The organism is Rothia sp. HMSC072E10, from assembly GCF_001813965.1.
GTDB lineage: Bacteria > Actinomycetota > Actinomycetes > Actinomycetales > Micrococcaceae > Rothia > Rothia mucilaginosa_A.
Genome location: NZ_KV814481.1, coordinates 50,206 through 72,353 on the forward strand (window position 1 = coordinate 50,206; position 22,148 = coordinate 72,353).

Below are 22,148 nucleotides of genomic sequence, written 5' to 3' on the forward strand. Positions count from 1 at the left end.
TTTTGCCCGCCGGATGCGCTCGTGACCAGAATTGGTGCGCGCCCGCCCGAAATAGGGTCTAATGGGGGTAGAAGGCGTAGCGGTACCGTTGCCCGCGCCTGACACACTGAAACCTTACACACCGATTGATTCACCGACGAAACGAGCACGCAATGCCGAAGAACAAGCCCTCCGAAGAGACCCTGGTGCAGGCACGCCGCGTCATTGACGCACTCAACGAGCGTGGCGCCCGCAAGCAGGCAATCCGCCTGAAGGTGAGCCTCCCCGACGCGCCGCTGCCGCAGACCGCATCCAAGTTTGGTGGCCGCCCGTACCTGCCCGCAGGCGAGTCTGCGCCGACCAATGAGAAGGGTGAACCGCTGGGCATGATTGCGCAGATTAACTGCGCCGACCTGCCCGAGAATGACATCTACCCGGCGACCGGTCTGCTGCAGTTCTGGATTAACCCGAACGACGAAGAGTGCTTGTGGGGCTTTGACTACGAGAACCCTCTTTCGCAGAAGAATCACCGCGTTGTCTACTACGAGACGTTGGGTGAGCCGAACCCGGATGTGCAGTTCCCGGTTCCCTTCCCGACCATCGACTGGGGTGATTACGGCTGGCCTCTGGGACCTGAGGGCATGGATGTTTCTGAGGCAACCACCGAGTACGCACTTGCCTTCGAGCCCTGGGAGCAGGGCTTCCTGGATGGTGGCTACGAAATCTACGACCGGTTCGCTGACGCCTGGGACGAGATGTACCCGGACCAGAAGCTGCCCGAGGAACCGAACGCACGCAATGACGCCTCCTACAACCTGCTGGAGCCCTTCGAATCGGAGGAGAGGGATTACTCGCATATTGGCGGCTACCCCTCGTTCGTGCAGGAGGACCCGCGTGACGAGTTCGAGGAGCTGCGCGGCCACACGGTGAACCTGCTGACCATCGAATCGGAGTGGGGCGAGGACGCTGAGGAGGGCGTGTACGTGATGTGGGGTGATGCCGGTGCGGCGAACTGGCTGATTACTCCGGAGGCGCTTGCCGCCCGCGACTTCTCGCAGGTCGTCTTTGAGTGGGCCTGCGGCTAGACACCGTACTACTTTCACACCGCCACATCATCAATGAGGAGACCCTAAAATGTTTGACAACAAGCCGTTTGAGGACATCGAAAAGCAGGCGAAGCACGTTATTGACCTGCTCAACCAGGAGGGTGCCCGTAAGAAGGCTATCGCCCTAAAGCCCTTCGTTCCCGCCGAGCCCTTGCCGCAGACCGCTTCCAAGTTTGGTGGCCGCCCCTACCTGCCCGCAGGCGAGGTGCCGCCGACCAATGAGAAGGGTGAACCGCTGGGCATGATTGCGCAGATTAACTGCGCCGAGCTGCCCGAGAATGACATTTACCCGGCAACCGGTATGTTGCAGTTCTGGATTAACCCGAACGACGAAGAGTGCTTGTGGGGCTTTGACTACGAGAACCCTCTTTCGCAGAAGAATCACCGCGTTGTCTACTACGAGACGTTGGGTGAGCCGAACCCGGATGCCCCGTTCCCGAACGTGGACTGGGACGAGGGCGGTTGGCCCATCGGCGGTTTCGACTGTGAGAGCGGCCCGCTCGAAATTGAGTACGGCATGACCTTTGAGGTGCGTGAGCAGGGCGTGACTGCCTCCGGCTACGACTACTACGATGTTTTTGGCGCGAAGTGGGATGAAACCTACCCGGATGAGTTGCTGCCCGAGGCACACGAGAACCCGTATAAGAACCAGCCTCGCCGCGAAGCTCTCTACGAGCTGACGGAGCCTTTCGAATCGGAGGAAGAGTACTCCCACGTGGGCGGATACCCGTTCTTCGTGCAGAATGACCCGCGTGACGAGTTCAAGGAGCTGCGCGGCCACACGGTGAACCTGCTGACTATCGTCTCTGAGTCGGAGAATGAGGAGAACGAAGACGAGGAGATTGAGATCATGTGGGGTGATGCCGGTGCGGCGAACTGGCTGATTACTCCGGAGGCGCTTGCCGCCCGTGACTTCTCGCAGGTCGTCTTTGAGTGGGCTTGCGGCTAAAACTTAGCGGTACAACTTTATGCAGGAATGTTGTGAATTTATTCTTCGCAACGTCATAACAGCATCATAACAAGTTCTGCGATGATGTTGTTATGATCCTGCGATGATGTTGCTATGATGCGGTATTCTCATCACTTTTAGAATCTTAAAAACACCGGAATTGCAGGCTAAAACCGGGTGTTTCCATCGGTCTCATTGACCGCGCATCATAACAACCGTCATAACAACTTCTGTTATGACGGCTGATATGATGCCCCGCCTCACCGAAAACAGCCCGTCATAATCCGCAACAAACGACACATAGGTACCCGCACTTGGTGCACCCCGCGCCGGTGGCACAGTATAAAGTCGAGCCACTATCGACTCCCCGCACACAGGCGGGCAGATACACCAGGAGCAAACCAATGGCTGAACACACTTTCGGCTTCCGCACCCGCGCACTACACGCGGGCGGTACCCCCGACGCCGAGCACGGATCCCGCGCGGTCCCCATCTACCAGACCACCTCCTTCGTCTTCAAAGACGCTGACGACGCGGCGAACCTCTTCTCCCTGCAGAAGTACGGCAACATCTACTCGCGCCTGTCGAACCCCACCGTCGCCGCGCTGGAGGAGCGCATCGCCTCCCTCGAAGGCGGTATCGGCGCGGTGGCCACCGCCTCCGGCATGGCCGCCGAGTTCATCACCTTCGCGGCGCTCTGCCAGCAGGGTGACCACATTGTTGCCTCCTCGCAGCTGTACGGCGGCACCGTCACCCAGCTGGACGTGTCCCTGCGACGCTTCGGCATCAACACCACCTTCGTGGCCGGCACCGACCCCGCCGACTACAAGGCGGCACTGACCGAGAACACCAAGGCAATCTACACCGAGGTTGTCGCCAACCCCTCCGGCGAGGTTGCCGACCTGGAGGGCCTCGCAGAGGTTGCCCACGAGGCCGGCATCCCGCTGGTCGTGGACGCCACCATCTCCACCCCCTACCTGATTCGCCCCCTCGAGCACGGCGCGGACATCGTTATCCACTCGGTCACCAAGTTCCTGGGTGGCCACGGCACCACCCTCGGCGGTGTCGTCGTCGAGTCCGGCCGCTTCAACTGGGGCAACGGCAACTTCCCGTCCATGACCGAGCCCGTGCCCTCCTACAACGGCGTGTCCTGGTGGGGTAACTTCGGCGAGTACGGCTTCCTCACCAAGCTGCGTTCCGAGCAGCTGCGTGACTTCGGCCCGTCGCTGAGCCCGCAGGCCGCGTTCAACCTGTTGCAGGGCGTCGAGACTCTGCCGCAGCGCATGGACGCTCACCTGGCCAACGCCAAGCAGATCGTCAACTGGCTGGTTGAGGATGAGCGCATCGCCTACGTGAACTACGCCGGCCTGGAAGACCACCCGCACCACGAGCGCGCGAAGAAGCTGCTGCCGCTGGGCGTCGGTTCCGTGTTCTCCTTCGGTGTGAAGGCGACCGAGAAGGCCTCGGGCCGCCTGGTCGGTGGCGAGTTCATCGGTGCGCTGCAGCTGGCAAGCCACCTGGCGAACATCGGTGACTCCCGCACCCTGGTTCTGCACCCGGGCTCGACCACGCACCAGCAGCTTTCGAGCGAGCAGCTTGAGGCCGCCGGCGTGGGCGAGGACCTGATCCGCATCTCTGTGGGTCTGGAAGACGTGGAAGACATCGTCTGGGACCTGGATCAGGCGCTGACCTACGCGACCGGCCTGAACCACGCCGGTGAGCGTGTGGGCGAGTCCAGCGCAGACAAGCTCGTGGAGGCCGAGGAGGCGGTTGCCGCCGCCAAGGCCGCCGAGGACGCTGCCGCCGCTGAAGCTGCTGGCGCATCCTGCTCCCTGCCTACTACCACTCAGGAGGAGAAGTAATGACTGAGAAGCGTACCTGGGTGGGTCCTTCCGCCCCTGAGCGTCTGAACATTCTGCGTAATACCCGCACCATCGCGATCGTGGGTATGAGCGATAAGATTTCGCGCGCCTCCTACTTCGTGGCGACATATCTGCAGTCGGCATCGCCGTACAAGCTGTACTTCGTGAACCCGATTCTGGCGGCGAAGGGCAAGCTTGTGCTGGGTCAGCCGGTGTACCCGTCGCTGCAGGACCTGCCGGAGGTCCCTGACCTGGTGGAGATTTTCCGCCGTAACGAGGACCTGCCGGGCGTGGTTCAGGAGGCTGTGGACCTGGGCGCGAAGACCGTCTGGATGCAGCTGGGCTCCTGGAACGAGGAGGCCGCCGCAATCGGTGAGGCCGCTGGCTTGAACGTGGTGATGGATAAGTGTGTGAAGATTGAGCACGCGCGTTTCCACGGTGGTCTGCACTTGGCCGGTTTCAATACGGGCGTGATTTCTTCGAAGCGTCAGGTGCTGTCGAAGTAGTCTGCGCTGTTGAGCCGCGGTTACCGCGGCTTGTAATTACAAAAATCAGGCGCTTGTCAGCGTGCAAGGAGGGGCGTACCCGGGGTGATTCCCGGGTGCGCCCCTCCTTCATTGATCCTTCATTGAGGACGAGGCAGTGATATAAGCAACCAGAAGATAACCAGGGAAAACGCCCAGATTCCTTGAGCGCGTGTAGCTCCAATGTTATTGTTGTACCTAACAGTCCCCCCTCCGCCTCTGGGTTTACCTAAGCGCATCTCGAGGGGGTCCTTTTGTATGCTCGGTTCTACGGCGAACCGAAGTAAGGAGAGTAGCGGTTTTGCCCAAGGAATCGTGCGTATTTCTACCTTCAATAGAGGAGCAGAAGGAATACCTTGTTGCTAAGAGGTATTTTCCTCAGGGAATAACCCTGAGCGACGATGACCGAGACATGCTTACATGCTCTAATTTCCACTATCTTCTGGGATATTTTCGTAATTACAACAAATACAAGAACGAGGGGCTTCTGCCTGAGAATCCAGGCATCTCGGACGTTTTAGATATTGTGCGTATGGATGTTGCGGTCTCTTCCCTCTTGTACGGGTACATGAGGCAGAGCGAACAGGCGATTCGAGCTGCATGGGTGGATGTATTTTGCACTTACCGTAGTCCCCATGAGTACCTCAACCCGGATGCGTATATCTGCATGAGCCAGGAGAGGCCAGTAGATGCGCTCATCAAAGATATGATGCGGCATATCCTGCGCTACCGTGAACCGTATGTTCGCGAGCGAGTCGAGGTTTGGTGGAAATCCTGCGGAAAAGGTTCCTCTAAAACTCCCTCTGAAAACTTGGATGATTGGGAGGACATTGAGGAGCTTCGAAAGATGATGCAAAAGGAACTTCCTCTGTGGTCTGTTGTTGATTCATTTTCCTTGGGGCTCCTCTCCCACGCGGTGGTCCAAAGTTATGCTTCAGAAACCTCCACCGAGTCTGGAGATGCTGAAAAGCTGTTGCTCTACAAAAAGACCGCAGAGTATATGGGCGTAAATCATAAGCACTTTGAGGGTCGTCTTAAGTCTCTGACCACTTTACGAAACCGTGTAGCTCACGGTTCTCGTCTCTGGATGATGCCGACAACTGACACTTCGGCAAAGCCAAAAATTTTTGCTAAGGACCTTCGCGATGCGGATCCAAAGGGTATGTTGGTCAGCTTTGCTAACGTTGCTCTCCTGCAGGGAAACATCCGTCGGCAGAGGGAAGCCTGGAAAGCGATAAAGGCTCTAGTGGAGCAGGATGAGAGCTACTGCGTTGGGGTGGGTTCACGGAAGATTTTTTAACGTGATGACCATTCCTGCAACTTGCCTAGCATCATGAGGTTGATGTGCTCATAAAAGGAGGGGCGTACCCGGGGTGATTCCCGGGTGCGCCCCTTTTGATATGCGGCATCGCCCCTTGTGGAGGAGCGGTTCAGCTTTAAGGTAAACCTACCCTTATGTTCTGGGGTGCTGAGCCGGTATCCTAGATGGAAGCCCGGCGGCCGGTACTCAGCACACACGCGTACCGACTGCCGGGTCTTTTCACGCGCGAAATATGACGAAATATATGTCTAAAATGTCGAAATATAACGCCGTTTTTCGGTCATAAAAAGTCACTCGGTCATAGAAAAGAAAAAACTAGTCAGCACCCCAAAAGAGCCCTAAGCTAGCAATATATTTATCCCCCCGCATTTTATGCCCAACCTTAGCCGAGGACAGCATGACCGGATTCACGACGAAGGCAATTCACACTACGGACCGCGACAACCCGTACGGCTCCATCCTGCCTCCGATCTACACGACCACCACCTACGCCCAGCCCTGTGACGGCACCGAAGGCCCCTACGATTACCAGCGCGGCGGCAACCCCACCCGCGCGGCCCTCGAAACCACGCTCGCAACCCTCGAAGGCGCCAAGCACGCCTTCGCCTACCCCTCCGGAATGGGCGCCACCGCTGCCGCCCTCGGCATCCTCAAGGAAGGCGAAACCCTGCTGCTGGGCATGCCCTCCTACGGCGGCACCTACCGCTTCGCGACCATCGAGCTGCCCGCCCGTGGCGTTAAGACCCGCTTCATCGGCGACTTCACGGCCCTCACCGACGAGGACTTCGCCGACAACGTGACCATGGTGTTCCTGGAGAGCCCCTCCAACCCGCTGCTGCGCGTGAGTGACATCGCCGCCATCGCCGAAATTGCCCACCGCAACGGCGCAATCGTGGTCGTCGACAACACCTTCATGACCCCGCTGCTACAGAAGCCCCTCGACCTGGGCGCAGACATCAGCGTGCAGTCCGCCACCAAGTATCTGGGCGGCCATGCCGACCTGCTCGGAGGCGTCGCCGCAACCAACGATGACGCGCTCGCCGAGCGCCTCTGGCACCTGCAGATGATCACCGGCGCAATGCTTTCGCCCACCGACTCCTACCGCCTGCTGCAGGAGGTCAAGACCCTCAAGCTGCGCCTGACCCAGCAGCAGAAGAACACCATCGAGGTCATCAACTACCTGGAGGCGCCCCCCGCCGTGAAGCGCGTGCTCTACGCGGGTTCGCACAGCGAGTATGAGGCGCAGGTGCACGCCCGCCAGGCGAACGGCCTGGGCGCGCTCATCTCCATGGAGCTGGTGGACGGCGCCGATCTGCCCGCCTTCCTCGAAGCCCTGAAGATTTTCAGCCACGCGGTGAGCCTGGGCGGCATCGAGTCGCTGGTGGTTCGCCCCGCGCTCATGGTGCAGGCCGCCTACACTCAGGCGCACCGCGACGAGTACGGCGTGAGCGACAACCTCATTCGCCTGGCCATCGGCATCGAGGAGATTGAGGACATTATCGAGGATTTGGAGCGCGGCCTGACCGCAGCCCTGGCTCATTAGGCGTAGTTCCTGAGTATCAGATACCGCGCGACCCTATGGCGTGATTCTAGGCGCCCCGAATATACGTCGTAATATCACTCAAAATACCCGGATTAACGTATTTCTTTCACCGTAAAAGAATGTTTTAATGCGGGTATTTTGTGCGCCCTCAACGCATTTTTATATGACGTTGCGTGAACATATTAACCCCCGTGACTCGGGGCTAGAACGGCATAAAAAATGCGGGTAGGGTAAATCCCGGATACACGACGACACCCAGCAGCTACACCCGCGTTCGGGGTAGCCCGAACGGAAGAGAACCACCATGAGCCAGCAGAACCAGCTCGAACCGACCGGTTTCACGACCCGCACCATCCACGCCGTGCACGATGCCCGCTACGATGCGTCCGTGCCGCCGGTCTACCTGGCGAGCACCTTCGGTACCGCCGGCGAGGACACCACCTACATGTACCAGCGCGGCGCGAACCCCACCCGCGATAACCTGCAGGCGACCCTCGCCGCCCTCGAGGGTGCGGAGCACGCCTACGCGTACCCCTCCGGCATGGCGGCAACCGCGGCGGCTCTTGGCGTTCTGGAGGCGGGCGACACCCTGCTGCTGGGCATGCCGACCTACGGCGGCACCTACCGCTTCGCGACCACCGAGCTGACTAAGCGCGCCGTGAAGACCCGCTTCATCAGCGACTTCACGGCCCTGAGCGATGAGGACTTCACCCCGGACGTGAAGGTCGTCTTCCTCGAGACCCCCACGAACCCCACCCTGCAGGTCACCGACATTGCCGCGGTTGCGGAGCTGGTGCACCGCCACGGCGCCCTGCTGATCGTGGACAATACCTTCATGACCCCCTACCTGCAGCGTCCCCTGGAACTTGGCGCTGATATCACCGTGCAATCTGCCACCAAGTTCCTGGCCGGCCACGCAGACCTGCTCGCCGGCGTCGCGGCGACGAACGACCCCGACCTGGCGGTTCTGCTGCACCGCGGTCAGCTCGTCAGCGGCGCGCTGCTGCCCCCGATTGACTCCTACCGCCTGCTGCAGGACGTGAAGACCCTGGCCCTGCGCCTGGAACGCCAGCAACAGAACGCCCACGAGCTCATCGAGTTCCTCTCCGAGCGCCCCGAGGTCGAGAAGATTTTCTACGCCGGCAACTCCTCCGAGGAACAGGCGGAGGTGCAGTCCCGCCAGGCCCGCGGCATCGGCTCCGTCTTCTCGCTGCTGCTCAAGGACGGCGGCGACGCGCAGGCCTTCGCCCGTGCCCTGCCCATCTTCGTGAACGCCGTGAGCCTGGGTGGCATCGAATCACTCGTGAGCCTGCCCGCGCACACCACGCACGGCGCCTACGCCCAGGAGCACCGCGACGAGTTCGGCGTGGACGACCGCCTCGTGCGCCTGGCAATCGGCATTGAGGATGTTCAGGACCTCATCGCGGCCCTGGAGATTGGCCTGAAGGCCGCCTTCGCCGGCTAGGTTCGTGCCGCCGGTTCATACCGCTGGCGAACGTCGCCGGTCCGTACCGCAGATTTCAACTTTCACACCACACATCAACGTAGATTAAGGAACCAAGAATGACCGTTCTTAACACTTCCGCCGTGCTGAACCGACGCTCCCTGCTACTGGGCGCGGCCCTCGCTGGAACCACCGGCCTGCTCGCCGCCTGCTCCGGCGGTAACGGCTCCAGCGCAGGCTCCGCACAGAGCTCCTCCAACCTGCTGGAGTCCATCAAGTCCGCGGGCAAAATCCGCATCGGCGTGGAGGGTACCTACCGCCCCTACACCTACCACGACGCCTCCGGTAAGCTCGCCGGCTTCGAGTACGACATCGCCGAGACCCTCGCCAAGGACCTGGGCGTGACCGCCGAGTACATCGAAACCCCCTGGGACTCGCTTATCGCCGGCGTGGACGCGGGCCGCTACGACATCGTGCTCAATAACGTGGCACCCACCGAGGAGCGCAAGAAGAAGTACGACTTCTCCGTGCCCTACGCGCACTCCCGTGCCCGCGTGGGCGTGAAGAAGGACTCGAGCCTGAAGAACGCTTCCGAGATTTCCGGCCACACCGCCGCCCAGAGCGCGACCAGCAATTACCGCAAGCTCGTAGAGGAACGCGGCGCCACCATTATCGAGGTCACAGGCTTCGATGAGGCTATCGAGCAGGTGCTCACCGGCCGTGCCGAGCTGACCGCCAACGACTCCGTGTCCTTCGCCGAGTACTTCAAGGAGCACCCGGACGCCAACCTGCGCCTGCTGGAGGGTGAGGTTGGCCCCGGCACCAACGTCGCCGTTCTGCTGCCCAAGAACCAGACCGCGCTGAAGGATGCGATTGACGCCTCCATCAAGAAGCACCTGGGCAACGGCGACTTCAAAGCAATTTTCGAGAAGCACGTGGGCGAGGACCTGAGCCCCGCCTCCTAAGCTTTCGTGAAAGGCTCGGAAGGGGCCCGGAAAGGGCTCACCCGCCAGGACTTCCGACACCGCGTCGTGGTTGATGTCTCAGCCGCTTTTCCCGTATTGATGAGAGAATATGACGGAATATTACGTTGAATTCTCTCGGGTTGGGAATAGCTGTAGGATAGCCAGCGTTGCACCCGCTAAGAAGGGGCACCCCGCATGATGCCCCGAGTAATCACAAGGTGACAGCCCGCAACTACAAGAGCATCAACTACGACGCAAAGGAAGAACCATGTCCTCAATGATTAACCGCCGCACCGTCCTCGCAGGCTCCGCATTCACCGGCCTGGCTGCACTGCTCGCAGCGTGCGGTTCGTCCAGCAGCAGCACCGCATCCAGCACCAACAAGCTGGAGGCTATCAAGTCTGCCGGCAAGATCCGTGTGGGCCTGGAGGGCACCTACCGCCCCTTCTCCTTCCACGACTCGAACGGCACCCTGGTCGGTTTCGAGAAGGAAATCGCCGACCTGATCGCCAAGGACCTGGGCGTGACCGCAGAGTTCATCGAAACCCCCTGGGATTCGCTGATTGCAGGTGTGGATGCCAACCGCTACGACATCGTCATCAACAACGTTTCTGCAACCGACGAGCGTAAGCAGAAGTACGACTTCTCCGTACCCTACCTGTACTCCGAGCCGAAGGTTGCCGTGAAGAAGGACTCTTCCCTGCAGAACGTGAGCGAGATTTCCGGTCACTCCTCGGCGCAGTCTGAGACCTCGAACTTCCGCAAGATGGTGGAGGCGAAGGGCGCCTCGATCGTGGTCGTATCCGGTTTCGATGAGGCTATCGAGCAGGTCCTGTCGGGGCGCGCCGAGATGACCGCGAACGACTCCGTGTCCTTCGCTGAGTACTTCAAGGAGCACCCGGACGCTAACCTGCGCCTGCTCTCCGGCGACCTGGGCACCGGCAGCAACTCCTCCATCCTGATGGCTAAGGGCCAGGACGCCCTGCGCAACGCCATCGACGAGTCGCTGAAGAAGCACCTGGAGAACGGCGATATCAAGGCCATCTACGAAAAGTACGTGGGCGAAGACCTCTCCCCGAAGAACTAACACTCTCATAAGGAGCTGAGTTCCGCGCATGGAACGCTACCTCAACCTCTGGGCAGAATCGCTGCCGCAGCTGCTGGGTTCGACCCTGGCAGTGACTATCCCGCTGTCGCTGATTTCTTTTGCGGTGGCGCTGCTGGTGGGCATCGTGTCCGCCGGCGCGCGCACGAGCCGCTTTGCCCCGGTGAACTGGCTGGCGTGGCTGTACATCTGGATCTTCCGCGGCACCCCGCTGCTGGTGCAGCTGTTCATCGTCTTCTACGGCCTGCCGAAAGTCGGTATCGCCCTGGACGTGTGGAGCGCCGCCATCATCACGATGAGCCTGCACACCGGCGCGTACGTGGCTGAGACCTTCCGTTCCGCCGTGGCGGCTATCCCCGGCGGCCAGTTTGAGGCGGCAGCGACCCTGAACTTCACCCGCCTGCAGACCCTGCGCTACGTCGTGATTCCGCAGGCGGTGCGCATCGCACTGCCGAACCTGGGCAACAACTTCATCGACCTGATTAAGGGCACCTCGCTGGTGTCGGTCATCTCGATGGTCGATCTGTTCCAGACCGGCAAGCAGATTGCTTCGCGTACCTTCGAGCCGCTGGCAATGTACTCTGAGGTCGCCCTCGTCTACCTGGTGATTTTTACCGTGCTGACCGCCGCGCAGTCGGCCCTGGAGAAGTACAGCAACCGTTACGTAAGGAGCCGCAATGCTTAGCGTGGAATCCCTCTCGAAGAGCTTCGGTGAGACGCAGGTTCTCAAGAACATCAGCCTAGACATCCCCGACGGTGAGACCACGGTGATTCTGGGCCCCTCCGGTAGCGGCAAGTCGACCCTGCTGCGCTGCCTGAACCTGCTGGAAACCCCGCAGTCCGGCACGCTCACCATCGACGACGCGCAGGTGGACTACAGTCAGAAGCTCACCGACGCGCAGGTGCGTGATATCCGCTCCCGCTCGGCGATGGTGTTCCAGCAGTTCAACCTGTTCCCGAACTACACGGCGCTGAAGAACGTGGCGCTCGCCCCGACCATCAACGGCACCCTGGACGCCAAGCAGGCTGAGGAGCGTGCCCGCGAGCTGCTCGCCAAGGTGGGCCTAGCCGATAAGACCGGCTCCTACCCGGAGTCGCTCTCGGGCGGTCAGCAGCAGCGCGTGGCGATTGCCCGCGCCCTGGCGCTGGAACCGGCATACCTGCTCTTCGACGAGCCGACGAGCGCCCTGGACCCCGAGCTTGAGGCCGAGGTGATTCGCGTGCTCATGCAGCTGGCGAAGGAAGGCCGCTCCCTGGTCATCGTGACGCACAATATGGCGTTCGCGAAGAAGGTCGCGGACCGCATCGTGTTCCTGGAGAACGGTACGCTGCGCTACAACGGCGAGCCGACCGGCTTCTTCGCCTCGGACGACGAGCGCATCCGCAAGTTCCTGACCGTGTACGACAGCACCGAGTACACCATCTAGCCTGCCGCACTAGCCCTGCCTCAGCGCATGGCGGCGGAGCCCAAAACGGAAGGGTGGGCCGGTTCCCTACGGGGATACCGACCCACCCTTCCGCTATTTTTCGTCCCTGCGGGGCCTGGTTCGCGCCTTAGCGCGGCGGTACTCATCCAGTTGCTCGGGGCTGACCACCTGCAGCTGATCGGTGAGCGGCTCACCCGGCGACCAGCCCTCGTTATGCACCGCGCTTTCTTTGCGGTTGAAGAAGGTGAACAGGCGCGGGCGGTGCACCTGCAGGCCGCCCGGGGTGGTGGGCAGCTGCCAGTTCCGCGCGTGGGAGAGCACACCCAGTATCAGGCACAGGAGGATGGACAGCGCCATCGCCAGGTTTGGGCGGTGGAAAAGGCCCGTCACGAGGGCCGTCTCCGCGGCGCCGACCAGGGCGACGGTCGCGTACAGGGAGTTACCGCCAAAAATCGCGGGAATACGGTTGACCATGATGTCGCGAATCAGGCCGCCACCCACGGCGGTGGTGATGCCCAGGGTAATGGACGGTAGCCAGTGCAGGCCCAGGTTCAGGGACTTGATGGTGCCGGTCGCAGCCCAACACCCCATGCCCACGAAGTCCACGACGAGCAGGGTGCGGGTTGCCCAGCGGGCGCTCAGATCAATGCTGTACGCCAGGATGGACGAGCCGATTGCGCCAACCCAGTAGCCGCCGTCGGTGAGCGCCACGGGCAGGCCCGAGTTCAGCAGCACGTCACGAATTAGGCCGCCGCCCATGCCGCAGGCAACGGCGAGCAGCAGGAAGCCCACGATGTCGAATCGGAAGGCGCGCGCCACGGCACCGCCGAGCAGGCCGTTGGCGACAACGGCGGCAATGTCGACGATGCGGAATACCTGGTCGGGGTCAAAGAACTCATGCATGGGCGTTCTCCTGCGTACGTGATGCGTGTGCTGTGGGTGTCGGTAGGGGAAGTGCGCGCAACGGGGGGTCGGGTGACGACGTTATCACCGCATCCGGCTCTGTTTGCCTGTGCGCGTACCTGAATTGGCACCGATTTATTGTAGCCCCGGGTTCGGCAACGCTCCTAGTTGAGAGCGGGTCAAATCGGGGAACGGACCCCAAGCCCCAAGCCTCGAGCGGTTCGGCGGGCGGATGTTTCATTTCCGTGGGGCCCTGCGCGGGCGTACACTGGTTAACCACCCGTTTTATCCGCCCACGGGTTTTTCTATGCCCTCTTGCGGAGGAACCACCTCGCCCCGAGGGCCACGGGCGGTAACACGCAGACATAATCTCATACAGTATCGCTGAGACGCGAGCATGCCCCGCGCCTCAAGAATTAAGAACATATGGCCTCATCTCTAACGAATTCTGAGACGGTTGCTGACGCATCCACCGCCTCGTCCACTTCTCACTCAACCTCTCGGGGCGCAGCAGAGCCCCACACGGCCCACCCCGATAACTACGGGGCGAAGCGCACCCTTCTGCTGTACATCACGCTCAGCGCTCTCATGGCGTGTACTGCCCTCGCAACGGATATTTTCCTGCCGGGAGTTCCCGAAATCACTGCGGAACTCGGTTCCGGTGAAGAACTCATGATTACCAGCTTCCTGCTGGGTTTCGCTCTGGCTCAGCTGATTCTGGGCCCGGTGAGCGACCGCGTTGGCCGTAAGATTCCGCTATCTGCGGGCATGATTGTTTTCGCGTTGGGTTCCGCCTGGTGCGCCATTGCCGACACCATGCCGGAGCTCATCATCGCCCGCGTGCTGCAGGCTGTTGGCGCATGCACCGGACCCATGCTGGCCCGCGCCATCGTGCGTGACCTTTACGAGGGAACACGCGCCGCGCAGGTGCTCTCCACGCTCATGCTGATTATGGCGCTCGCCCCGATTCTCGGGCCGCTCATGGGTGGTTTCCTGGTGGTGGCTGGCGGCTGGCGCTGGACTTTCTGGGCTATTGCTGCCGTTGCGCTCGTTATTTTCGGGCTGATTCTGTTCCTGCCCGAGTCCTTGCCTCCGGCGAAGCGCGATAGCGGCTCGATTCTTTCGGCATTCGTGAACTATCCCGTGCTTTTTAGGAACGGCCCGTTCATGCGTTACGTGCTGTGCGTGTGCTTCTACTACATTTCCATTTACGCGTTTATCACGAACTCTTCGACCGTGTACATCACCCACTTCGGCGTGGATCCGCGCTACTACGGTCTGCTGTTCGGCATGAACATGATTGGCGTGATGAGCCTGACCGCTTTCAACAAGCGGTGGGTGAAGAGCTACAGTCTGCGCGGCATCCTCAAGGTCGCGACCCTGGTCGCCACTGTGGCGGGTGTGGCGCTTGCTACCACCGGCGTGACCGGTGTGGGTGGCCTGTGGGGTGTGGTGGTCACGGTGTTCTTCGTGTTCGGCATGAACGGTGTGGTGGCTGCCTGCACGAACGCGGCAGCTTTGAACTCGGTGGAGCCCGCTGTTGCCGGTACCGCCGCGGCGCTGCTGGGTTCCTTCCAGTACGGTAGCGGCATCATTTCTTCGCTGCTGTTGGCGTTGAGCCCCCTGAACGCGGTGGAGTCCATGGCGGTGATGATGTTTGCCGGTACGGCACTGTCGGCGCTCATGGTGTGGCTACCCTCCCGTAAGCGGAGCGCTCGCTAAGCTGGGTCTAGACGAATACTTGAGGCATGTGGCCCGGTCGTTTGATAGACCGGGCCACATCGCAAATCGTTATCTGCGTAAGGTGAAAGGAGCCGCCGTGGCGGTATCTCGCGACGAAGTTTTCGAAATCCTGCGGGGCGTGGTGCCCCGCCTGGAGGAGGCGCTTCCCGGATGGTCGGTGCGCCCCAACATCACGGGTACCGGCGCGGTGGGGCTCTACCTGGACGGCCCCGCAATCTACCGGGACGGCGAGCCCCTGGCCGGCGTGAACGCCGAGGGTGAGCCGGTCGCCCGGCACCTGTGCGGTACGATTCAGACCGCCGACCGCGGCCTACCGCAGGAGCTGGGGCAGGTGCGCTACCAGTACATCCTGGGCGTGAGCGTGGCGGAACACGAGAGCGAGTACCCCGAACTGGCCGACCTGGCGAGCGTGGGGGAGCCGAGCTGGGTTCCTGCGCTGAGGGCCCTGGAGGCGCTGGTGGAGTCCGAGGGCCGCGAGGCGCTGTTCATCAGCCGCGGCGGGTACGTGCCCGGCCGCCGCGCCCTGGGTAAGCGCCGTGTGGCGTTGCGGCGCGAGTTCTTTCCGGGTAAGCCCTGGCTGGGTTTGGGCACGATTGACTGGTGTGCGGGCGTGCGCTCGACCCCGGTGTACGCCGAGGATCTGGTGGCTCTGGTGGCCGCGGCGACGCGCTTGGCGAGCGGCTGGGATGCCGCCCTGCGCACTGGCGCTGCGGACAGCCAAAAGTAGCTAAAACAAAGCGGCGCATCCGACCCGTGACGGGTGGATGCGCCGCTTCTGTGTAAGCTCTAACGTTTAGTGGTTTAGCCCAGTGCCTCAGTCAGCTTGAACGAGTTGAGTCGCATGTGAGATATTGCCTCATCGATAGCATGCAAGGGTGATGCATCCTGCCGCCTCTACGGGGGCGTAACCGTAGCGTTTGTAGAGCGCAACGGCGTGTTCATTACCGACGTCGGTGGTAATGAGTCGCTGTCGAATATCTTCTCGGTCAAAGTCCTCAATGACACGCTTTAGAAGCGCAGAACCAACGCCCTGACGCTGGGCATGCGGATGTACTAGGAGGTCCTGAATGTAGGCGATAGATTGTCCGTCCCCGACGGCGCGTACTAGCCCGATGAGCCGTCCTGTTCCTTCTGTGGTTGCCTCTCGTGCTGTGTAGAGATACCGCGACCCTTCCAACATCGGGATGAGGCGTTCGGGTGTTTTGGTATAGGCGCTCCACCCTACAGAGTCGTAGAGCTCGGTAAGTTCTTCCATGCTGGGCAGGGGGCTGGTGGAGTCCAAAATACAGTACCGCATACAGGCATTGTATAGCGCCAAATCGGGGGAGCTAGGAAACCGCCGTCCAACGCGTTTTTAGCTACTGCAGGGCATAATCTGTGCATAAAGGAAGCGGCGCATCCGACCCGTAAAGGGGTGGATGCGCCGCTTCTCATCTCTCCTGCATCGCTACGGATGCGTCACCGAGGCGGTGCGAAGAGGCTACCGGGCCCTGTGTGTGCTCTACCCGGTGCGCGCCTGCGCGGACCTCGCCTCGGTGTACCGGGGTTCGATGTGCCGAATCAGGCCGCTGAGGCGAGGGGGTTTTAGCCCAGTGCCTCAGCCAGCTGAATGCCCTGTGCCACGCCGCCGAGGGTTGCGGCAATACGGATCAGGTCGTTGACCTGCTCCTTGGTTGCGCCCTCTTCGCGCAGGGTGTGCTCGTGAGCCTCAACGCAGTGGGAGCAGCCGTTGACTGCGGACACTGCCAGAGCGAACATCTCGAAGTCCAGCTTCTCAATGCCACCGTTCTTGCCGATGATCTGCATGCGCAGGTTTGCGCGCTGGTCATCGTATGCACCGTTCAGGAAGCCACGGGTGCGGTAGAAGATGTTGTTCATGCCCATGATGGATGCAGCACCCAGAGCAGCCTCGTAAGCGGTGTCGCTCAGGTGCTCCTTGGCCTCTGCAGCAATCTCAACAACGACGGAGTCAACCTTGGTTGCCGCCGCGGTTGCGAGGATTGCGCCCCAGAGCTGCTGCTCGGTGAGGGAGGTGATGCGGGGCAGGGAGGACAGGTTGAGGTTCATGTCCTTCGCGTAGGAAGGCAGAGCCGAACGCAGGTTATCGATGCTCATGGATTACTTCATCTCCTTGAATGCGTCGATAGTTGCTGCGCCCTTCTTCCAGTTGCATGCGCACAGCTCGTCGGACTGCAGTGCGTCCAGCTGGCGGAGCACCTCGTCGGTGTTACGGCCGACGGAGTCAGCGGTAATGGAGACCGACTGGATGGTGTTGTGGGGGTCAATGATGAAGGTTGCGCGGTCTGCAACGCCGTCCTTGTTCAGGACGCCGAGGGCGCTGGTCAGCTCGCGCTTGAGGTCGGATGCCATGACGATGGGCAGGTCCACGAGCTCCTCGTGGGAACGGCGCCATGCGTAGTGGGTGTACTCGTTGTCGACGGAAACGCCGATGACCTGGCAGTCGCGTGCCTCGAACTCGTCGGCCAGCTTACCGAAGGCTGCAATCTCGGTGGGGCACACGAAGGTGAAGTCCTTGGGCCAGAAGAAGACGACGCGCCAGGTGTCCTCGTCCAGACCCTCGGAGGAGACGGTGGTGAAGTAGTCTTCGGGCTTGGTGGCCTCGATGTCAGCCAGCTTGCCGGGGACAACGCCGGTGAGCTCGTATGCGGGGAACTGGTCGCCGATGGTCAGAACTGCCATGGTGTTCTTCTTTCTGTTTTGTGCCGCGCGGGTGTGTGCACTGCGCGTGACGATTTCAGTGTGCTGCCCGGAATCCCGGACTTGCCTCCATACTATTATGAATTACTCATAATAATCAACCCCAAACATGCACCCATCACTATGATTTAGCTCACCATTTGGGGGTGGTGTAGGGTGAAACCATGAACCTTGACCCTGCCGTACCCAGCCAGCCTGACCAGCCCAGCCAGCCCGAACTCATCACCGAACGGCTCACCCTGCGCCACCTGCGCGAGGCGGATATCCCCGACATCGTGGAATCCTGCCGCGACCCGCAGATGATTCGCTACACCCGCGTACCGCTGAACTACACGCGCGCCGACGCCGAAGACTCCCTACTCACCACCGCCCGCCAGATTGCCGCCGGGCAGATTCAACGCTGGGCGATTGACGCCTCCGGAATGTTTGCGGGGAGCATTGAACTGCGCCTGCCCGAGGGCACCCCCGAAGGCCCCGGAACCCGCGCCGAACTGGGGTTCTACACCGCCCCGAAAGCGCGCGGCAGGGGCTACATGACCGAGGCACTGCGAGCCGTCCTCGGCTACGCCTTCGACCCGCTCGGACTGGGCCTCGAACGCGTGCGCTGGACCGCCCTGGCGGGTAACGAGCCCTCAGAGCGTGTGGCGGTCAAGGCGGGTTTCACCGGCATCTACGACGATATTGACCCAAACTCCGGCCGCCCCGACGAGAACGGCCACCCGGTGCAGCACCGGGTGCGCCGCGCCGATATGACCCGCGCCCAGTTCGCGGCGCTCTGGGCGGAACCGCGGGGTTAACCCGCGCACAGCATAGGGGCGCGCCGGGTGCTTCCTCGTAGTGAGGAGAGCATCCGGCGCGCCCTAAATAAAGACTGGGGAGGCTACCTGATGCCGAAGCCGCGGAACGAGCCGGACGGCTCCTCCCACCCGACGAGAACCTCATCCACGCGGCCCGCGGTATCGCCGCCGCGCAGAATATCCACCAGGCGCGCGCAGGAGGCGGCCGTCCCCTCCGCAATCACCTTGACGCGCCCGTCGTCGAGGTTCTCGGCGTACCCGGTCAGGCCCAGCGGCTTGGCGGTGCCAGCGCACCACCAGCGGAAGCCCACGCCCTGCACCTTGCCGCTCACGAAAGCGACGAGGCGGATTTCGGCGGGCTCTGCCGGGGTTCGGTCGGTGAAGAAATCAAAGAAACCCACGAGTGCCTCCTTGGGGGTGGTCAGATGGGGCGCGTGCCAGCATTGGCGGCGCCCGGATTAGCTTTATAGCTTCAGTCTAGAGGGTTCAGAGTGCTTCGGAGTGGTATCAGGGCGCCTGTTGCCCGGATGCCGCGCGCTCGCCGGTCAGCGGCTGCTGAGCGCTGATTAGGGTAGAGCAACCGGAGCCGCGCCCACAAGGGGAGTAAGATGGGGTGATATTTATTAGCGGCAACGCTGAACACGCAGACTGTACCCGCAACGCTCATCCGCTGGAGGATCATTGAGTTCACGCCCCAAGAAAGCGCCTCTCGTCGGTAACCCGGCGAAGACACCCTACAAGCCCTGGCCTGCTCTCTGGTCCCTGGTTGTTGGCTTCTTCATGATCCTGGTGGATGGCAATATCGTCACCATCGCCCTGCCGCACATGCTGCAGGATCTGGATGCATCCCTGTCGGCGGGTATGTGGGTGACGAGCGCCTACCTGCTGGCGTATGCGGTGCCGCTGCTCATTACCGGCCGTATGGGTGACCGCTTCGGGCAGAAGAACCTGTACATGATCGGTATGGGTATTTTTACGATTGCTTCCCTGTGGTGTGGTCTGGCGCCGAATGTTGAGTCGCTGATTACTGCCCGCGTGGTGCAGGGTTTGGGCGCGTCGCTGATGACCCCGCAGACCATGTCTCTGATTACGCTGATGTTCCCGCCGAATGCGCGCGGTGTTGCCATGAGCATTTGGGGTGCGACTGCGGGTGTCGCCTCGCTGGTCGGCCCGATTCTGGGCGGCGTGCTGGTGGATACTCTCAGCTGGGGCTGGATTTTCTTCATCAACATTCCGGTTGGCCTGGTCGGCCTGTTCTTGGCGTGGCGTAATGTGCCGGTGTTCGAGCAGAAGAAGCACAGCTTCGACTGGTTGGGTGTGGTGCTTTCGGCGGTCGGTCTGTTCCTGCTAGTTTTCGGTATTCAGGAAGGCGCCACCTACGACTGGGGCACCATCACTGACTCGTTTATGGGTACCGGTATTGCGGTGAGCGTGTGGGGTCTGATTATTGCCGGCATTCTGGTGCTGGGCCTGTTCATCGGGTGGCAGGCCATTAACCCGCGTGAGCCGCTGGTTCCGCTGAGCCTGTTCAGTGACCGTAACTTCTCCGTATCGAACGTGGCTATCTCCGCTATGGGCGTGGTCGCTATCAGTATGGCGTTCCCGCTGACCCTGTACCTGCAGCAGGTGGAGGGTCTGGACCCGACCCAGGCTGCGCTGATGACTGCGCCGATGGCGTTGTTCTCGGGCGCGTTGGCGCCGGTGGTGGGTGCGCGTCTGAACCGTAACGACCCGAAGTGGATTGCGGTAATTGGTTTTACGCTGATGGTTGTTGGTTTTGCTCTGCTGCGCCCGACGATGGTTGCGGAAGGCAACCTGTGGCTGATGGTCGGCCCGATGATTATTCTGGGCGCGGCGAACTCCTGCATTTGGGGTCCGCTGTCGGTGTCTGCGACCCGTAACCTGCCGCCGCAGCGTGCCGGTGCCGGTTCGGGTGTGTACAACGAGACCCGCCAGATGGCGTCGGTGCTGGGTTCGGCTGCGATTACGACCATCATGGCTTCTGCGATTACCTCGCACCTGTCCGCGTTGGGTCCGGCTGCCGCAGCGGGTGGTAGCTCTCACGGCGGTGCTGCTGGAGGTGTGCTTCCGCAGGTCCTGCGTGAACCCTACGCGGCGGCAATGGCTGATTCCATGATGCTGCCCCTGGTTGCCGCGGCGGTGGGCGCGGTCGTGTGCCTGTTCTACGCCTCCAAGAAGACCTCCGAGGCGGAGGGTGCCGCACAGAACGCTGAGGCAGAGCCTGAGTCAGAAAACACTAAATAGAAGGCTTATCAAAACGTTTTACGTCATAAACGGTGCATAACCTGAGATACGGTGCGAATACCGGGACAAACTAGATGCACTCTGTGTATGATGAGGCGGGTCACCGTCGAACAGAAGAGAACCAAGAACGGTTCCTTTTCCTCCATCGGAGGGTTCGGCAGTGACCCGCTGTCTTTTAAATGCCGTACTCACTTGCGGCACACCGGCTACATGCCGGCGGCAGCGACACACATGACCACTGAACCACGCGGTAGCCGCCTGACACTTCTACTCACCATAGAACCGGACCCGTACGACCCATACCGTGCGCAATGCCAGATGATGCAACCTCCCGCGTGGTCAAGATACGAAGAGAGATACTTTATGGCTTTCTCCCTGTCCCCCCGCCTGGTGCGTACCGCGCTCGCTTCGGCGGCCCTGCTGGTACTCGGCACGGTCGCGGCGCCCGCGGCTAACGCCTACAACCCCGACATCGACGGCGACGGCATCCCCAACACCTGGGAGATGAAGGGCTACGACGCCGACGGCGACGGCAAGATCGACGTGGACTACCCCGCGATGGGCGCCAATCCGCTGAAGAAGGATATCTTCGTGGAGATGGACTACATGCCCGGCCTGCTCGCCAGCGAGGAAGAGCTCGACCGCATCACCGAATCCTTCGCGCAGCTTCCCGTGCGCAACCCGAACGGCACCGTCGGCATCAACATCCACCTGGATGCCGGTAGCGCCCGCAGCGCCAAGTACAACCTCGGCGGCGGCAACGAGGTGGCGCACGAACAGCTCGACAACACCATGACCAAGTGGGCTGAAATCCGCTCCAAGAACATGGACCCCAACCGCGAGAGCGTCTTCCACTACATGATTTGGGGCGACGCCTACGACGAGTACGGCTCCTCGGGCCTGGGCTACGTGAGCGGCCGCGGCTTCGTCGTGACCGTGGGCCCGCGCTTCTGGGGTAAGTCCGCAACCTCCGACGTGCGCGTGGGCACCTTCATCCACGAGCTGGGCCACAACCTCGGTCTGGGCCACGGCGGCACCGATGACGTGAACGATAAGCCGAACTACCAGAGCGTCATGAACTACAAATACCAGATTTACGGCGTGCGCCGCGCCAGCGGTGAGCTGAAGTTCAGCTACTCGACCCGCGCTTACAAGACCCTGGACGAGAACAAGCTGGACGAGCGCGCCGGCTTTGGCCGCAACGCCTACGGCTGGCTGTACTTCCGCAAGCCGGCCTGGGAGGGTATCGATTTCAACGGCAACGGCAAGATTGACGACGAGCCGGTATCGGTCGATCTGAACGGTGACGGCCAGCTGACCGAACTGACCGCCCCGAATGACCTGGCAGCCCTGAAGCTTCAGGCTGAGGGTAAGGAGGCGCAGGGCGGCGTGTACCGTTCCGAGAAGCACCTCTCGGCCGCGATTGATCGCAACGAGATGACCGCCGACCTGGCCCGCTCCGAGGGCATGGTCCCGGCGAAGGACTAGTTCCTGGCG

Annotated in this window: 21 protein-coding genes; 16 read left to right on the forward strand and 5 right to left on the reverse strand. The window is 61.5% G+C overall.

The window, feature by feature from the left end; all coding sequences use genetic code 11:
- Positions 1 to 152: 152 nt before the first annotated feature.
- From HMPREF2944_RS00940 to HMPREF2944_RS00990, 11 genes are all read left to right on the forward strand, one after another.
- Complete coding sequence (locus HMPREF2944_RS00940; protein ID WP_070679580.1) at positions 153 to 1,064, forward strand: YwqG family protein; 912 nt, start codon at positions 153 to 155, stop codon at positions 1,062 to 1,064.
- 49 nt (positions 1,065 to 1,113) lie between these two features.
- Positions 1,114 to 2,034 carry a YwqG family protein gene (locus tag HMPREF2944_RS00945; RefSeq protein ID WP_070679584.1) on the forward strand — a complete coding sequence of 307 codons (921 nt, stop codon included), beginning with the start codon at positions 1,114 to 1,116 and terminating at the stop codon, positions 2,032 to 2,034.
- A 404-nt stretch (positions 2,035 to 2,438) separates the two neighbouring features.
- Positions 2,439 to 3,896 carry an O-acetylhomoserine aminocarboxypropyltransferase/cysteine synthase family protein gene (locus HMPREF2944_RS00950; protein ID WP_049343551.1) on the forward strand — a complete coding sequence of 486 codons (1,458 nt, stop codon included), beginning with the start codon at positions 2,439 to 2,441 and terminating at the stop codon, positions 3,894 to 3,896.
- Positions 3,896 to 4,402: a CoA-binding protein gene (locus HMPREF2944_RS00955; protein WP_012904274.1), complete on the forward strand. Its 507-nt coding sequence runs from the start codon at positions 3,896 to 3,898 to the stop codon at positions 4,400 to 4,402. Before HMPREF2944_RS00950 ends, HMPREF2944_RS00955 begins: the two co-directional genes overlap by 1 nt.
- A 319-nt stretch (positions 4,403 to 4,721) precedes the next feature.
- On the forward strand, positions 4,722 to 5,720 hold the full coding sequence (locus tag HMPREF2944_RS00960) for an Abi family protein (RefSeq protein WP_070679587.1): 999 nt from the start codon (positions 4,722 to 4,724) through the stop codon (positions 5,718 to 5,720).
- Positions 5,721 to 6,138: 418 nt separating this feature from the next.
- Positions 6,139 to 7,284, forward strand: a complete 1,146-nt coding sequence (locus HMPREF2944_RS00965) for a trans-sulfuration enzyme family protein (RefSeq protein ID WP_070679590.1) — start codon at positions 6,139 to 6,141, stop codon at positions 7,282 to 7,284.
- Positions 7,285 to 7,588: 304 nt separating this feature from the next.
- Positions 7,589 to 8,749 (forward strand): trans-sulfuration enzyme family protein, encoded by a 1,161-nt coding sequence (locus HMPREF2944_RS00970; RefSeq protein WP_070679593.1) that lies wholly within the window; start codon positions 7,589 to 7,591, stop codon positions 8,747 to 8,749.
- Positions 8,750 to 8,847: 98 nt separating this feature from the next.
- Positions 8,848 to 9,693, forward strand: a complete 846-nt coding sequence (locus HMPREF2944_RS00975) for a transporter substrate-binding domain-containing protein (protein WP_070679596.1) — start codon at positions 8,848 to 8,850, stop codon at positions 9,691 to 9,693.
- Positions 9,694 to 9,961: 268 nt separating this feature from the next.
- A complete protein-coding gene (locus HMPREF2944_RS00980; protein ID WP_070679599.1) occupies positions 9,962 to 10,780 on the forward strand; it encodes a transporter substrate-binding domain-containing protein in 819 nt (272 codons plus the stop codon).
- A 28-nt stretch (positions 10,781 to 10,808) separates the two neighbouring features.
- Positions 10,809 to 11,483: an amino acid ABC transporter permease gene (locus tag HMPREF2944_RS00985; RefSeq protein ID WP_070679602.1), complete on the forward strand. Its 675-nt coding sequence runs from the start codon at positions 10,809 to 10,811 to the stop codon at positions 11,481 to 11,483.
- Positions 11,476 to 12,225, forward strand: a complete 750-nt coding sequence (locus HMPREF2944_RS00990; protein ID WP_070679605.1) for an amino acid ABC transporter ATP-binding protein — start codon at positions 11,476 to 11,478, stop codon at positions 12,223 to 12,225. Before HMPREF2944_RS00985 ends, HMPREF2944_RS00990 begins: the two co-directional genes overlap by 8 nt.
- Before the next feature lie 93 nt (positions 12,226 to 12,318).
- Here HMPREF2944_RS00990 and HMPREF2944_RS00995 read toward each other — a convergent pair whose 3' ends face one another.
- Entirely contained in the window at positions 12,319 to 13,128 is an 810-nt protein-coding gene (locus HMPREF2944_RS00995) for a trimeric intracellular cation channel family protein (protein WP_070679607.1), read from the reverse strand.
- Between the two features lie 426 nt (positions 13,129 to 13,554).
- Here HMPREF2944_RS00995 and HMPREF2944_RS01000 point away from each other — a divergent pair, with 426 nt between their 5' ends.
- Positions 13,555 to 14,850: a multidrug effflux MFS transporter gene (locus HMPREF2944_RS01000; protein WP_246826224.1), complete on the forward strand. Its 1,296-nt coding sequence runs from the start codon at positions 13,555 to 13,557 to the stop codon at positions 14,848 to 14,850.
- 97 nt (positions 14,851 to 14,947) lie between these two features.
- Complete coding sequence (locus HMPREF2944_RS01005) at positions 14,948 to 15,598, forward strand: L-alanine-DL-glutamate epimerase (protein WP_070679610.1); 651 nt, start codon at positions 14,948 to 14,950, stop codon at positions 15,596 to 15,598.
- Positions 15,599 to 15,727: 129 nt separating this feature from the next.
- On the opposite strand, the gene HMPREF2944_RS01010 is transcribed toward HMPREF2944_RS01005, so the two are convergent.
- From HMPREF2944_RS01010 to HMPREF2944_RS01020, 3 genes are all read right to left on the reverse strand, one after another.
- Positions 15,728 to 16,168, reverse strand: a complete 441-nt coding sequence (locus HMPREF2944_RS01010) for a GNAT family N-acetyltransferase (protein ID WP_049343569.1) — start codon at positions 16,166 to 16,168, stop codon at positions 15,728 to 15,730.
- A gap of 287 nt (positions 16,169 to 16,455) precedes the next feature.
- Complete coding sequence (locus tag HMPREF2944_RS01015) at positions 16,456 to 16,986, reverse strand: alkylhydroperoxidase, AhpD family (RefSeq protein WP_049343570.1); 531 nt, start codon at positions 16,984 to 16,986, stop codon at positions 16,456 to 16,458.
- 3 nt (positions 16,987 to 16,989) lie between these two features.
- Entirely contained in the window at positions 16,990 to 17,571 is a 582-nt protein-coding gene (locus HMPREF2944_RS01020; RefSeq protein WP_049343572.1) for a peroxiredoxin, read from the reverse strand.
- A gap of 182 nt (positions 17,572 to 17,753) precedes the next feature.
- On the opposite strand from HMPREF2944_RS01020, the gene HMPREF2944_RS01025 reads away from it, so the two are divergent.
- Positions 17,754 to 18,386 (forward strand): GNAT family N-acetyltransferase, encoded by a 633-nt coding sequence (locus tag HMPREF2944_RS01025; protein WP_070679612.1) that lies wholly within the window; start codon positions 17,754 to 17,756, stop codon positions 18,384 to 18,386.
- 83 nt (positions 18,387 to 18,469) lie between these two features.
- Here the strand turns inward: HMPREF2944_RS01025 and HMPREF2944_RS01030 are convergent, their stop codons facing one another.
- Positions 18,470 to 18,787 carry an acylphosphatase gene (locus HMPREF2944_RS01030; RefSeq protein WP_070679615.1) on the reverse strand — a complete coding sequence of 106 codons (318 nt, stop codon included), beginning with the start codon at positions 18,785 to 18,787 and terminating at the stop codon, positions 18,470 to 18,472.
- A gap of 280 nt (positions 18,788 to 19,067) precedes the next feature.
- On the opposite strand from HMPREF2944_RS01030, the gene HMPREF2944_RS01035 reads away from it, so the two are divergent.
- Both HMPREF2944_RS01035 and HMPREF2944_RS01040 read left to right on the forward strand, forming a co-directional pair.
- Positions 19,068 to 20,651 carry a DHA2 family efflux MFS transporter permease subunit gene (locus HMPREF2944_RS01035; RefSeq protein WP_070679618.1) on the forward strand — a complete coding sequence of 528 codons (1,584 nt, stop codon included), beginning with the start codon at positions 19,068 to 19,070 and terminating at the stop codon, positions 20,649 to 20,651.
- A gap of 363 nt (positions 20,652 to 21,014) precedes the next feature.
- Complete coding sequence (locus HMPREF2944_RS01040) at positions 21,015 to 22,139, forward strand: zinc-dependent metalloprotease family protein (protein WP_070679620.1); 1,125 nt, start codon at positions 21,015 to 21,017, stop codon at positions 22,137 to 22,139.
- Positions 22,140 to 22,148 lie beyond the last annotated feature (9 nt).